Origin of the sequence: Rhizobium sp. CB3090 (assembly GCF_029714285.1) — a bacterium.
Lineage (GTDB): Bacteria > Pseudomonadota > Alphaproteobacteria > Rhizobiales > Rhizobiaceae > Rhizobium.
In genome coordinates this window covers 584,930-597,626 of sequence record NZ_CP121662.1, presented here as the reverse complement: position 1 = coordinate 597,626, position 12,697 = coordinate 584,930, and the positions used below count along the sequence as shown (strand labels likewise).

The 12,697-nt window shown below is 59.9% G+C and carries 10 protein-coding genes; 2 read left to right on the top strand and 8 right to left on the bottom strand.

All coding sequences use genetic code 11. From position 1 onward, the window contains the following. Positions 1-135: 135 nt before the first annotated feature. A complete protein-coding gene (locus QA646_RS02895; RefSeq protein WP_283058951.1) occupies positions 136-939 on the bottom strand; it encodes a L,D-transpeptidase in 804 nt (267 codons plus the stop codon). Between the two features lie 157 nt (positions 940-1,096). On the opposite strand from QA646_RS02895, the gene QA646_RS02890 reads away from it, so the two are divergent. Next, positions 1,097-2,449, top strand: a complete 1,353-nt coding sequence (locus QA646_RS02890) for a methylmalonyl-CoA mutase family protein (RefSeq protein ID WP_283057484.1) — start codon at positions 1,097-1,099, stop codon at positions 2,447-2,449. A gap of 136 nt (positions 2,450-2,585) precedes the next feature. Next, complete coding sequence (scpA, locus tag QA646_RS02885) at positions 2,586-4,718, top strand: methylmalonyl-CoA mutase (protein WP_283057483.1); 2,133 nt, start codon at positions 2,586-2,588, stop codon at positions 4,716-4,718. Here scpA and QA646_RS02880 read toward each other — a convergent pair. From QA646_RS02880 to QA646_RS02850, 7 genes are all read right to left on the bottom strand, one after another. Then, positions 4,715-5,434 (bottom strand): nucleotidyl transferase AbiEii/AbiGii toxin family protein, encoded by a 720-nt coding sequence (locus tag QA646_RS02880; RefSeq protein WP_283057482.1) that lies wholly within the window; start codon positions 5,432-5,434, stop codon positions 4,715-4,717. The two genes, scpA and QA646_RS02880, sit on opposite strands and share 4 nt — an antisense overlap. A 57-nt stretch (positions 5,435-5,491) precedes the next feature. Then, positions 5,492-5,716, bottom strand: coding sequence for a hypothetical protein (locus tag QA646_RS02875; protein WP_283057481.1), 225 nt, complete (start codon positions 5,714-5,716; stop codon positions 5,492-5,494). Positions 5,717-5,777: 61 nt separating this feature from the next. Next, positions 5,778-6,764 carry an alpha/beta fold hydrolase gene (locus tag QA646_RS02870; RefSeq protein WP_283057480.1) on the bottom strand — a complete coding sequence of 329 codons (987 nt, stop codon included), beginning with the start codon at positions 6,762-6,764 and terminating at the stop codon, positions 5,778-5,780. A gap of 89 nt (positions 6,765-6,853) precedes the next feature. Next, positions 6,854-8,491 (bottom strand): cisplatin damage response ATP-dependent DNA ligase, encoded by a 1,638-nt coding sequence (locus tag QA646_RS02865; protein ID WP_283057479.1) that lies wholly within the window; start codon positions 8,489-8,491, stop codon positions 6,854-6,856. Then, positions 8,491-9,501, bottom strand: coding sequence for a ligase-associated DNA damage response exonuclease (locus QA646_RS02860; protein WP_283057478.1), 1,011 nt, complete (start codon positions 9,499-9,501; stop codon positions 8,491-8,493). The genes QA646_RS02865 and QA646_RS02860 overlap by 1 nt, the downstream gene beginning before the upstream one ends. 72 nt (positions 9,502-9,573) lie before the next feature. Continuing rightward, the gene (locus tag QA646_RS02855) at positions 9,574-10,146 is read right to left on the bottom strand and encodes a TMEM175 family protein (protein ID WP_283057477.1); all 573 of its coding nucleotides are present in this window, start codon (positions 10,144-10,146) and stop codon (positions 9,574-9,576) included. A 91-nt stretch (positions 10,147-10,237) separates the two neighbouring features. After that, positions 10,238-12,556 (bottom strand): EAL domain-containing protein, encoded by a 2,319-nt coding sequence (locus QA646_RS02850; protein WP_283057476.1) that lies wholly within the window; start codon positions 12,554-12,556, stop codon positions 10,238-10,240. Positions 12,557-12,697: the final 141 nt, after the last annotated feature.

Below are 12,697 nucleotides of genomic sequence, written 5' to 3'. Positions count from 1 at the left end.
AAGGGAAGCGGGAACTCGAAACAATCCGATTCGGTTCCCGGCAAGATTCGCAGAGACAGGAATAAAACTAAAGAGCGCAGTGGGCCCCGGCTATCGCACTTATGCAACATCACGAAAATTTGTTGCAATCTGTCGTTACAGAACCACGACCTCCGTCTTTACCGACACGCGATTGAAAAGATCGATCACGTCCTGGTTCAGCATGCGTACGCAGCCGGACGACGCTGCCTTGCCGATCGACTGCCAATCCGGCGTACCATGAATGCGATAGAGCGTGTCCTTACCATTCTGGAAGATATAGAGAGCGCGGGCGCCAAGCGGATTGGTCGGCCCCGGATTCATGCCGCCGCGTTGCGCCGAAACCGGCCTGATCTCCGGTTCGCGCGCCACCATTTCGCTTGGCGGCGTCCAGCGTGGCCATTTCTGCTTCCACTGGATGACGCCTCTGCCATGCCAGGCATAGCCGGCCGCGCCAAGACCGACGCCATAACGCATCGCCCGGCCGCCCGGCTCGATGAAATAAAGATAGTGGCCTCTTGTATCGACGACGATCGTGCCGGGTCTTTCATTGGTCCGGTAATCCACTTCCTGACGCAGAAAACGGGGGTCTATCCGCTTATAGGGGATTGCCGGCAGGGTGAAATCATCTTCACTCGTCTGTGCATACATGGCCTGATGCACGGGATTGAACGTCGGCAGGCCATAGGTCTGATTGAACTGCGAGCGGAAGAGATCGCGCGCCTGCGGCACCGGCTGCACTGGCAGGCGTCCCACCTTCTGCGGATCGATGCCTTCAGGTTGATAGAAGATAGGTGCAGTTTCCTGCGCAAACCGATCGGGATCGGTCGCCCCCGTATCGGGAATGATGCTGCAGCCGGACAGCGCAGCAAAAGCAGCAACGACAAGCAGGCGACGGGAAGCGAGCAGGAGATCGGCCATCATCGGAAACCAGTTGAATACGGATCGGTCGACCGCATGATGACTGGCGCGGCTGGCGCGAGGCTGGCGTCGAATGCGAAGATATTGCGCTATCTGGCCAAACTTCTGTTTTACCTTGCCCTGGCTTGAGTTAGACCATTGGGGCACGGAGGATGGCATGAATATCGACAGTCTCGACCCAAACGTTTTTGCTCCGGTAAGTCGCGAGGCATGGCTCAAGCTTGTGGACCGGGCGCTGAAAGGCGCGGATTTCCAAGAGGCGCTGGTATCGCATACGGATGACGGTATCGCGATCGAGCCGCTCTATGCCCGCCGCCCCGATGCCACGCCATTGGCCCGCCGCAACATCGACCGGCCTTGGATCGTCAGCCAGCGTATGGATGATCCGGATATCGAGCGGGCTTTTACCCAGCTCGCCGACGATCTTACCAACGGCGCCAGCGGTGTCAGCTTAATCTCGAAAAACAGCCCTTCGGCTTTTGGTGTCGGCATCGACGCGACCACCGAGGCGATTGCGGCACGATTGGCGGCAGCGGCTTCGGGCAATTCCGTCTCGCTACGTTTGGACGGCCTCTCTCCGGCCTTTGCAGCGGGATTAGCATCAGCACTCGGAAAAAGCCAACATCTGCCGACCGTACATTTCGGTCTCGACGTTTTCGCTCCCGGCAGTGCGACGCAGGAGACGACGGGGAGTTTCCGGCGCCTGCGTGATGCCGGATTTGCCGGAACCCTCATCAATGCCGACGGCCGTGCCGTGCACAATGCCGGTGGAACGGAGGCGCAGGAACTGGCCGTCGTGGCGGCGGCTCTCGTCGGCCATCTGAAACTATTGGACAAGGCGGGCTTTGCGCCGGAGGCGATCCTGAACGCCGCAAGTCTCTGCCTATCTGCCGATCAGAACCAATACATCACCATGGCTAAGGCTCGCGCCGCACGCTTGATCTTTGCCCGGATCGCGGAAGCCTGCGGCATTTCCGATCCGCCGGCGGCTCATCTCTATATGGAAACGAGCTACCGCATGCTCACCCGGCTCGACCCGGAAACCAACATCCTCCGCAACACGATAGCCGTCTTCTCCGCCGGCATCGGGGGCGCCGACGAGATTTCCGTGCTGCCGCACAGCCTGACCCATGGCATTCCCGATCCGCTGGCGCGGCGCCTGGCGCGTAATACGCAGATCGTCCTGATTGCCGAAAGCCATCTAGACCACGTCGTCGACCCAGCCGCGGGGGCCGGCGGGATCGAGGCGCTGACCGAGGCTTTGGCGGAAAGGGCCTGGGAGATTTTCGTGGGAATCGAGCGGGATGGCGGACTTGCAGAGATTATCGCCAGCGGCCGATTGGCGGCGATGGTGGCAGAGGCGAGAGCGAACCGTGCGGCGAAACCCATTGTGGGGACGACATTGTTTGCTGCGAAGATGGAGCGGCCGGTTGCCGTTCTGGGGGAGCTGAGGACTGTGGCGGAATGTATGGGGTTGACACCGGTGCGACTGGATGAGGTGGGGGCATGAAAGTGGCTGCAGCGTTCGTGGAGAGTGCAATACCCCCTTCTGTCACTTTCGCGATATCTCCCTCACAAGGGGGGAGATGTCATGAAATGACAGAGGGGGGTGACGCAGATGCGGCATATGCGGAGGTATCGGCCCTATGACCCCCATCCCCGATTTCACGACTATCTCTTGGGCAAAACCCCAAGCCGCGAGGCCGAAAACCGGCGCACCGGCATGGCAGACCCCGGAAGACATCGCTGTCAAGCGCATTTATGATGCGGCCGACCTTGCCGGTCTGAACTTCCTCGACACCTATCCTGGTGCTGCTCCCTTCGTCCGCGGCCCCTATCCGACCATGTATGTCCAGCAGCCCTGGACCATCCGCCAATATGCGGGTTTCTCCACCGCAGAGGAATCGAACGCCTTCTACCGCCGCAATCTCGCGGCCGGCCAAAAGGGCCTGTCAGTCGCCTTCGATCTTGCCACTCATCGCGGCTACGACAGCGACCATCCGCGTGTTGCCGGCGATGTCGGCATGGCGGGTGTGGCGATCGATTCCATTCTCGACATGCGCCAGCTTTTCGACGGCATCCCGCTTGGTGAGATGAGCGTATCTATGACCATGAACGGCGCGGTGCTGCCGGTGATGGCGCTTTATATCGTCGCCGCCGAAGAGCAGGGTGTTTCCGAAGACAAGCTCTCCGGCACGATCCAGAACGACATCCTCAAGGAGTTCATGGTCCGCAACACCTATATCTATCCGCCGCAGCCCTCGATGCGGATCGTCTCGGACATTTTCAGCTTTACCAGCCAGCGCATGCCGAAATTCAATTCGATCTCGATTTCGGGCTACCATATGCAGGAGGCCGGTGCGACGGCGGATCTGGAGCTCGCCTATACGATCGCCGACGGCATCGAATATGCCCGCGCCGGGGTAGCGGCCGGGCTCGATATCGACACATTCGCGCCGCGCCTCTCCTTCTTCTGGGCGGTCGGCATGAATTTCTTCATGGAAGTCGCCAAGATGCGGGCGGCGCGGCTGATCTGGGCTGCGTTGATGCAGAAGAACTTTGCGCCGAAGGACGAAAAGTCGTTGGCGCTTCGCACCCACAGCCAGACATCCGGCTGGTCGCTGACGGCGCAGGATCCGATGAACAACATCATTCGCACCATGGTCGAAGCCATGGCGGCGACGCAGGGCCATACGCAATCTCTCCACACCAACTCCTTCGACGAAGCGCTCGCTCTGCCGACGGATCATTCGGCCCGCATCGCCCGCAATACTCAGATATTGCTGCAGAAGGAATCCGGCACGACCGGTATCATCGATCCCTGGGGCGGCTCGGCCTATGTCGAGCGGCTGACGCATGATCTGGCGGCCCGCGCGCTTACCCATATCGAAGAAGTCGAAGCGCTCGGCGGCATGGCAAAGGCAATCGAAAAGGGCATTCCGAAGCTTCGGATCGAAGAGGCCGCCGCCCGCACTCAGGCACGCATCGACAGCGGCCACCAGACCGTCGTCGGCGTCAACTTCTCGCGACCGGAACAGGATATCGAAGTCGACGTGCTGAAGGTGGACAATTCCGAAGTCCGCGCCCGCCAGCTCTCGAAACTGCAGCAATTGAAGGGCACGCGTGAGACGGAGGCCGTGGAGAGCGCCTTGGACGCACTGACGGATGCTGCGCGCAACGGCACCGGCAATCTCTTGGATTTCGCCGTCAAGGCGGCGCGGGCACGAGCAACGGTCGGCGAAATCTCACTGGCGCTGGAAAAGGCCTACGGCCGACATGTCGCGGAGATCAGAACCATATCCGGCGTCTACCGCAAGGAAGTCGGCACGGCCGATCCTCTGTTCAACAAGGCGGTTGCCAAGGTGGAAGCTTTCCGCAAGGCAAAGGGCGAGAAGCCCCGCATCCTCGTCGCCAAGATGGGGCAGGACGGACATGACCGCGGACAGAAGGTCATTGCCACAGCCTTCGCCGATCTCGGCTTCGATGTCGTCGTCGGCGCGATGTTCCAGACGCCGGAGGAAGTGGCCGATCTCGCGGTTCGCGAGGGCGCCGACATTATCGGCGCATCATCGCTAGCCGCCGGCCATCTGACGCTGGTGCCGGAACTCAAGGAAGCGCTGACCCGCCGCCACGCCGGCCGCATCCTCATCGCCGTCGGCGGCGTGATCCCGCCTCAGGATTTCGCTGCATTGGAAGCTGCCGGCGCAGACGCGATTTTCCCGCCTGGAACGGTCATTGCGGAGGCAGCGGCGGATCTAGTAGATCGGTTATTGGGTTAAGAAGGACTAACGACGATATCGGGCCAGAGTCGGGCGGCTTCTTTTCCAAGTTTTGCTATCGCTGCAAAAGCCAGATCTGCATCCATCTGCAATATGTCCGCCGCGCGTCGCAATTCCGCGTCGTCGCAGAGTTTTGTCAGCACCCAAGCGACCTTTCTTTGGATATCCAGGCCATAAGCGGCGACGGACTTATCGACGGCATCATCAGGAATATGCCCGTAACGATCGATCAACATGCCCAAGTCGATCGCATCGCGATAAGCGACCGCGCGATCTTGACAGCGGTCAGCATTCGCCAGCAGCTTCTCTGCAAACATATCAGTGACAGCCAATATCGGAACACCTAACCGATCATCGACTTGCCCATTCAACGCGATGCGCGCTTCGCGCACGATCTCAAAGCGAATTGGTTGCCCCCGCAGACTAACCACAGTGCGGAGACCATATTGATCGATCCTGAGCTCTCTCAAGACCTCGACCGGCGGCGCGAAAAAAGCGGCTATACCGCGTTCAACGGCGGCATTTCGCAACGCCCGATAGCCTTCGGCATGGGCACAAAGAAAATCAACATCCAGAGATAACCGGTATTCATCAAGCTGCATGACGATCGCCGTGCCGCCGGCGAACCAGCATTTGCTTACCAGCAAAAAATCGCTGTTCATCAATCCGAGTGCCTCGGCGATCGTCGTGTGTTCTTGCCGCGCAAATGTTGTCATGATTCTGTGCCCGATTTGCTTTTCAAACTTACGCAGCGAGGATGAAGAAACGTCAAATCAGGAAACAAGCAGAATCCCATTCCCGAACGCATCCGTCAGTTCGCGAATGAGCCGGGCCTCACGGTCGGTCAACTTTTCCGTTTCGACAAAACGCCAGTTGCGCTCGTAAAGGGCGAAAGCCTCCTCACACGGGATTGGGCGCAGAGGATCGCGATTCCAGACGAGCATTTTCAGCTCGGGAAAATCTGCAGGGACAATCATGGCGCTCTTGTCTTGGGCCATGGCCTTAGGATAACGCCGCTACACGCAAAATTAAAGGGTTTGGCGATACTGTGATATCGGACTAAGCCGCCACACTCCTGAAAAACTGGATGCTCTGTTCGATCTCCCCCGGCAGCGCCGAGTTGTGATTGCCCTGAACCGTCGCCAATTCCATTTTGACGCCGCCAGCAAGAGCACGCTTGGAAAGCAGCGCCGCCCGGGCCTGCAAAGTTACCTCTTCGCTGGCGTGCATGACCTTCAAGGGACATTTGAAACTGTGGGCATAGCAGATCGGCGAGCGCATCTGGAATTCGCGGGGATTCTTCGTGTTGAAGCGGACATCCTCCGGATAACGGTGGAAGAAGGCGAAGGCATCCGGATTGCCTGACATGGGAGCGGCGGCGCGGAAGCGTTTGGCCGACATTGCCGCCAACATCGCCAGCGTACCGCCGATGCTGTGACCCGCGAGGAAGAGGCGATGCGGATCGACGCCCGGCAGGTGGCGCAGACGATCGGACGCAGCGAGAACGTCGGAAACTTCGTCGTAGAAACCCGAGAAATTCCCCTTTTGGCCGTTTTCGCCGCGCATGGACGGGATCATGACCACATAGCCGGCTTCGACGTATGGCTTCACCAGCAGCCAATGGCCCTGACCGATGGCATTACCGCCATGGAGGAAAAGCACGGCGGGCTTCGGCTTCGGCGTACGCTCGTAGCGCGACACCCAGGCAACAAGTTCCAGCTCGCCGCCGAGACCGCTGCGATAAAAAATCTGATCGGCGTCTGATGGTGCGACCAACGGTTCATATTTGTCAGGCGCCGGACCCTTGTTCAGAAGATCGGTGCGAAACTTGTGCCGCTCTTTGGCATAATCGCCTGCCAGAAGCGGCGGACCGGCCAGCGCGTCTTCAATTTTAGCGGTTAGAGCGGGATTGGCCTCGACCATCTTTCTCTCGACAGTCTTGGTTTCGGCAGCCTTCGCGATGTTGGGAGCAAAAAGTGTTACAGCGAGACCGGCGAGAACGGTGCGGCGATTGGGGCGAAATGCGTTGTCTTCAGACGTTGTCATATGATCTGTCCAAATATGCCCGGCAGATCGAAATCTGCACGGGTTGAAAGACGAGGCCAACTCACATTGTAGTGAGGAATCAACCTGCCCTATTCATCAACAGCGGGAGCCTTGGCGTCAATCAGCGCCACCAAATTTTCAAGCCGATCCGCCTCATAGGGCGGCTTGTCGGGCCTGAGGCGGGCAATTCGCGGAAAACGCATGGCGACACCGGATTTGTGCCGCGTCGAACGGTTTATCCCTTCGAAGGCGACTTCTAGAACGAAGCCGAAATCGCGATCGGCTCTGACCGCCCTTACCGGGCCGAAACGATCGATCGTATTGTTCCGCACGAACTTATCGAGCACCTCCAGCTCAGCATCCGTGAAGCCGAAATAAGCCTTGCCGACCGGCACCAGTTGCTCGCCCTCCGGCGTCATCGACCAGACGCCGAAGGTGAAATCGGAATAATAGCTGGAACGTTTGCCATGGCCGCGCTGGGCATACATCAGCACGGCATCGACATTGTACGGGTTGCGCTTCCATTTGAACCACGGCCCCTTGGCACGGCCGGCGAGATAGGCGCTGTCGCGGCGCTTGATCATGACGCCTTCGATAACCGGATCGGGCGGCGCGGAACGCAATTGGTCCAATTCCTCCCAGGAGGTAAAATCGACCAGCGGCGAGAGGTCGAAGCGATCGTGGGGCGCGGCCTCGATAATTTCAGTCAGCCGCTCGCGCCGATCGAGAAAGCCGCGGGCACGCACATCCTCTTCACCGTCGAACAGCAGGTCATAGGCGCGGATGAAAGCGGGATATTCCTCCAGCATCTTCGCCGTCACCGTCTTGCGGTTCAGCCGCTGCTGCAGATCGGAGAAGGTGCGCGTCGGGCTGTTGGAGCGCGCGGTGCCGCCGATCAGCAATTCACCGTCGACGACACCCTCAAAGCTGATGGCGTCGACGATGTCCGGAAAGGCGCCGGAGATATCATCGCCGGAGCGGGAATAAAGCTTGCTCGTCATACCCGCGCGCGAAAGCTGGACGCGGATGCCGTCCCATTTCCACTCGGCGGCATAGTCCAGGGGGTCGAGTCCAGTGAGATCGCCGGGCTCGACAGGATTGGCGAGCATGACGGAATGGAAGATCGCCGGCGTCGCCAGCACCGGCTTGTCGCCTTTGCCCTCCAGCCATTGGAACAGGCTTTCATAGGGCGGCTGCAACCCATGCCACAGGGTTTCGATCTCGGTCACGTCCTTGCCGCTCAGCTCGGCCAAAGCTTGCTTGGCAAGCCGCGCCGAAACGCCGATGCGCAGCGCACCGGTGGCGAGCTTCAGGAAGGCAAAGCGGCCTGACGTATCCAGCCTGTCGAGCAGATCGCGAACGAAGCTGCGCACCTCGGTACGCCCCAGCGCATTCATCCGGCGCACCACCTCGCCAAGCTTCGGCTGCTCGGCCGCCGGGCGGACGATATCGCTTTCCTTGTCCCAGACCAGCGAGATGGTCTCGGCGAGATCACCAACATAATCGTAGGAATAGCGAAAGAGCACCTCGTCCATGCGTTCCAGCACGAGTTCGCGCAACATGGCCGGCTTGACGTTCCGCACCTCCAGCGTGCCGGCGATCGCCGCGAGACCGTAGCCCCGATCCGGGTCGGGCGTGTCGCGGAAATAGTCGGTGAGCAGCTTCAGCTTTCCATTGCGGCTCGGCGTCAGCACCAGGCGATCGAGGAGGTCTGCGAAGGCTTTCATCAGTCACCCTCATCCTCATAGCCGATCAGATGCAGCGGCTTGGCCGGGATACCCTGCAATTCGCACCAGCGCACCAGGGCCTCTTCGCGTCCATGGGTAACCCAGACTTCGCCCGGCTTCAGGTCCGAGATGGTTTCGGTCAGCTCCGGCCAATCACAATGATCCGAAATAACCAGCGGCAGCTCGACGCCGAGCTGTTTGGCGCGCTGGCGCACCATCATCCAGCCCGACGCAAAGGCGGGAAGAGGCTCGTGGAACCGCCGTGCCCAGCGATCGGCAAAAGCCGATGGCGGTCCGACGACGACTGCACCCTTGAAGATCGATTGATCCCGGCTTTCCGTTGTTGCTGGCAACAGCTCGCCAAGCGCAATGCCCTGCCCGGCATAATAGTCGCACAATGTCTCCAGCGCACCGTGAATATAGATAGGCCTGTCGTAACCGGCATCGCGCAGCAGCCGGATGACGCGCTGTGCCTTGCCGAGCGCATAGGCGCCGATCAGATGGGTGCGCTCGGGAAATTGCCGAAGCGACGCCAACAGTTTCCCCGTCTCGTCCATCGGATCGGGATGGTGGAACACCGGCAATCCGAATGTCGCCTCGGTGATGAAGATGTCGCAGCCTACGGGCACATAGGCGGCACAGGTCGGGTCCGGCCGCCGCTTGTAATCGCCGGATACGACGATGCGCAGCCCATCCCTTTCAACCGCGATCTGCGCAGAACCAAGCACGTGGCCTGCGGGATGAAACCGCACCCGAACGCCGTTGATGGTCAGCTCCTCGCCGAAACCGACCGCCTGCTCCGATCCGGCAAAATCATCGCCATAGCGTATCCGCATGATGTCCAGTGTCTGGCGGGTGGCGAGCACCCGGCCATGGCCGGCGCGGGCATGATCGGAATGTCCATGCGTTATCAACGCCCACTCGACCGGCCGTACCGGATCGACATGGAAGCCGCCGATCGGGCAGAACAGCCCCTCAGGGGCGGGATACAGCAATTGTTCCGGTTTCATAAGGGAAAGGATAGCGTGATTTATGCAATTATGTAGCGATCATTGCCCCTTTTTGATCGAATTCGCCTTCCACTATTTCAGCATCCGTTCGAACCGCCGGTCCGGGACCAGCCATATGCAGGCGACGACGAAATAGATGCCGAGGGAGATGAATGGATTGATGGCGGCAAGTATGATCGCGAGAAGATAGAGGCATACGGAAAGCCAGGCCTTACGATCCGAGCCGAGCGTGTGAGCAAAATCGGATTCCGCGCCGTGCACCTGGATCAGCATCCGGCCAAGGATGTAATAGGCGAGACCGCACATCATCAAGATGAAGCCATACACCATCACCGGGGTCATGGCGAAGTCGTTATCATCCATCCAGCCGGTGGCGAAGGGCATCAGTGACAGCCAGAACAGCAGATGCAGATTGGCCCAAAGCACGCCGCCCCTGACATGCTTCACCGCCTGGAACATATGATGGTGATTGTTCCAGTAAATGCCGACGTAGACGAAGCTTAGGACATAGGAAAGCAGTGTCGGAATCAGCGGGATCAGCGCCTGCAGCCCCTCGCCATGCGGCGCTTTCAATTCCAGCACCATGATGGTGATGATGATGGCGATCACGCCATCGGAAAAGGCTTCGATACGCCCCTTGCCCATAAATCGACTTCCCCTCTTCGCGCAATGCCCCAGACAGAATCAATTTAAGGACCTGCGTATGGAGGCAGAATTACAGCGGACAGGGATAGGTTCAAGCGAGGCGATCGCGAGCGTCTGTCAGAATCCTCGAGATTTCCGCTGCCCCGACCGGTCGCGAGAAATAGAAGCCCTGGGCGTCATGGCACTGAGCCTGACGCAGGAATTCGAGCTGCTCGTCCGTCTCCACGCCTTCGGCGACGACAGCCAGGCGCAGCCGGCGCGCGAGCGAGATGACGGCGGAGGCGATAGCGACGGTCGTCTCGTCGCGCGGCAAGGCCTCGACGAAGGAACGGTCCATTTTGAGACGGTCGAAGGGAAAGGTCTTCAACGCCGCCAGGCTGGAATAGCCGGTGCCGAAATCGTCGATCGACAGGCGCACGCCAAGCGCCTTCAGCGCCTGCATCACATGCAGAGCGCGCGGCACATCATGCATCAGCGTGCTCTCCGTCAACTCAAGCTCCAGCCATTGCGGGTCGAGACCGCTCGCCTCCAGAGCTTCGGTGACGTGCGCGGCAAGCGCCGGATCACTGAATTGCCTTGCCGAAACATTGACGGCGATCGTAAGCGGCGGCAGGCCCATGGCCTGCCATTCCTTGGCCTGCCGGCAGGCTTCGTTGAGTACGAACAGACCGAGCGGGATGATCAGCCCGGATTCTTCCGCCAGCGGGATAAACTGACCGGGCGGCAGCATACCATGGCGCGGATGATGCCAGCGCACCAGCGCTTCCAGGCCGACGATACGGCCGCTCGCGACATCAACCTGCGGCTGGTATTCCAGGAAGAACTGCTTGGCGCCGATGGCGCTGCGCAATTCTTCCTGCTCGCTCAACGGCATGACGCCAACCGCGTCCGATCTATGAATATGATATTGCAGCCGGTTGCGGCCATGCTCCTTGGCCCTATACATGGCCGCATCGGCACAGGCGATCAGCTCATCTGGCGTCTCCCCATCGGCCGGAAAAGCGGCAACGCCGATACTGCTCGTCACCGCAATCTCTATTTCCCCGATCATCACCGGCTGCGTAATCACCTTCTGCAGTTCACGCAGCCGCCGCGTAATGCCGGTGTCGTGGCGCGACTGATGGACAATGACCAGCAGGAATTCGTCGCCGCCGAGCCGCACCACCATGTCGGAAGCCCGGAGGCTGTCGACCATGCGCGCCGTCAATTCCTTCAAGAGCTCATCGCCGGCGCTATGGCCGCGGCTGTCATTGACCTGCTTGAAATTGTCGAGATCGACATAAGCGACCGTCACCTTGCGGCCGTTTCGACGAGCCTTGAACAGGATCTTCGCCATATTCTCCTTGAGAAAAGCACGGTTCGGCAATCCAGTCAGGTCGTCATGATGGGCCATGAAATAGATGCGGTCTTCAGCCCGCTTGCGCTCGATGGCGATGCCGGCGATGTGGGTCGCCATGGCAACCAGCTCCAGCTCGCGTTCGGTCGGCTTGCGCACGGTGCCGGAATAGAGGGCGAAAGTGCCGAGCACGTTGCCCTGCGAGGTCATGATCGGCGTCGACCAGCAAGAGCGCAGGCCGTATTGCGCGGCTAGTACACTAAAATCCTCCCAGAGCGGATCCGTCTGGGTGTCGTCGACGAAGACCGGTTTGCCACGCCAGGCCGCCGTTCCGCAGGAGCCCACCTTCGGTCCGATGGCGACGCCATCGATCAGGCGGCTATAGGCGGCGGGCAGATTGGGTGCCGCGCCATGGGAGAGATGGATGCCTTCAGGATCGAGCAGCAGGACAGACCCTTTAATGTCGGTCATTTGATCCTCGACCATCAATACCAGTGCCTCGAGGATCATCTCCAGCGGCTCGCTCTTGGCGATCATTTCCAATAGCTCCGCCTGGCTGCGGCGCAGATGCTCCTGGCGCTTGCGTTCGGTAATATCGCGCGACGTGCAGATCAGGCCGATCACCTCACCGCGATCGTTGCGCAGCGGTAACTTCGAGGTCAGACGATAGACCGGCTTACCGCCGCTCGCGGAGAGAACGACGTCCTCCATATCGATCCGCGGCTTGCCGGTAGCGATGATTTCCTGCTCGACACGGTAGTATTCCTTGGCCTGCTCCAGCGGCAACAGATCGAAATCGGTCTTGCCGGTCAGCGCGCTCGCTCTTTCCAGGCCGAGGCTTTTTGCCGTGGCGGAATTGGCGAAGACGAAGCGGCTTTCCCGATCCTTGACGAAGAGAAAATCCGGCAATTCATGCACGATTGCCTTGAGACGCAATTGCTCGATGCCATCGGCGACATGGTGCGCGTTCGCGGCCATCAGCGCCTGCGTGGCGGCCAACAGGCGCTCCGTCTCGACATCAAGCGAGCGACCGCGCTCGCCTGACCGGGCGTGCTGAAGAGCCGGCTTATTCATGATGCGCATTCTCCTAACCCAGCCGCGGGCGCGGCTTCATCAAATGTCACAACCGAAACGCGATCATTATAGTCCCCGCTTCCTTCAAGGCTCTTAACCGGATGGGTGAACGAAAGAATAAAAGAGCGAAACCTGCGGTAA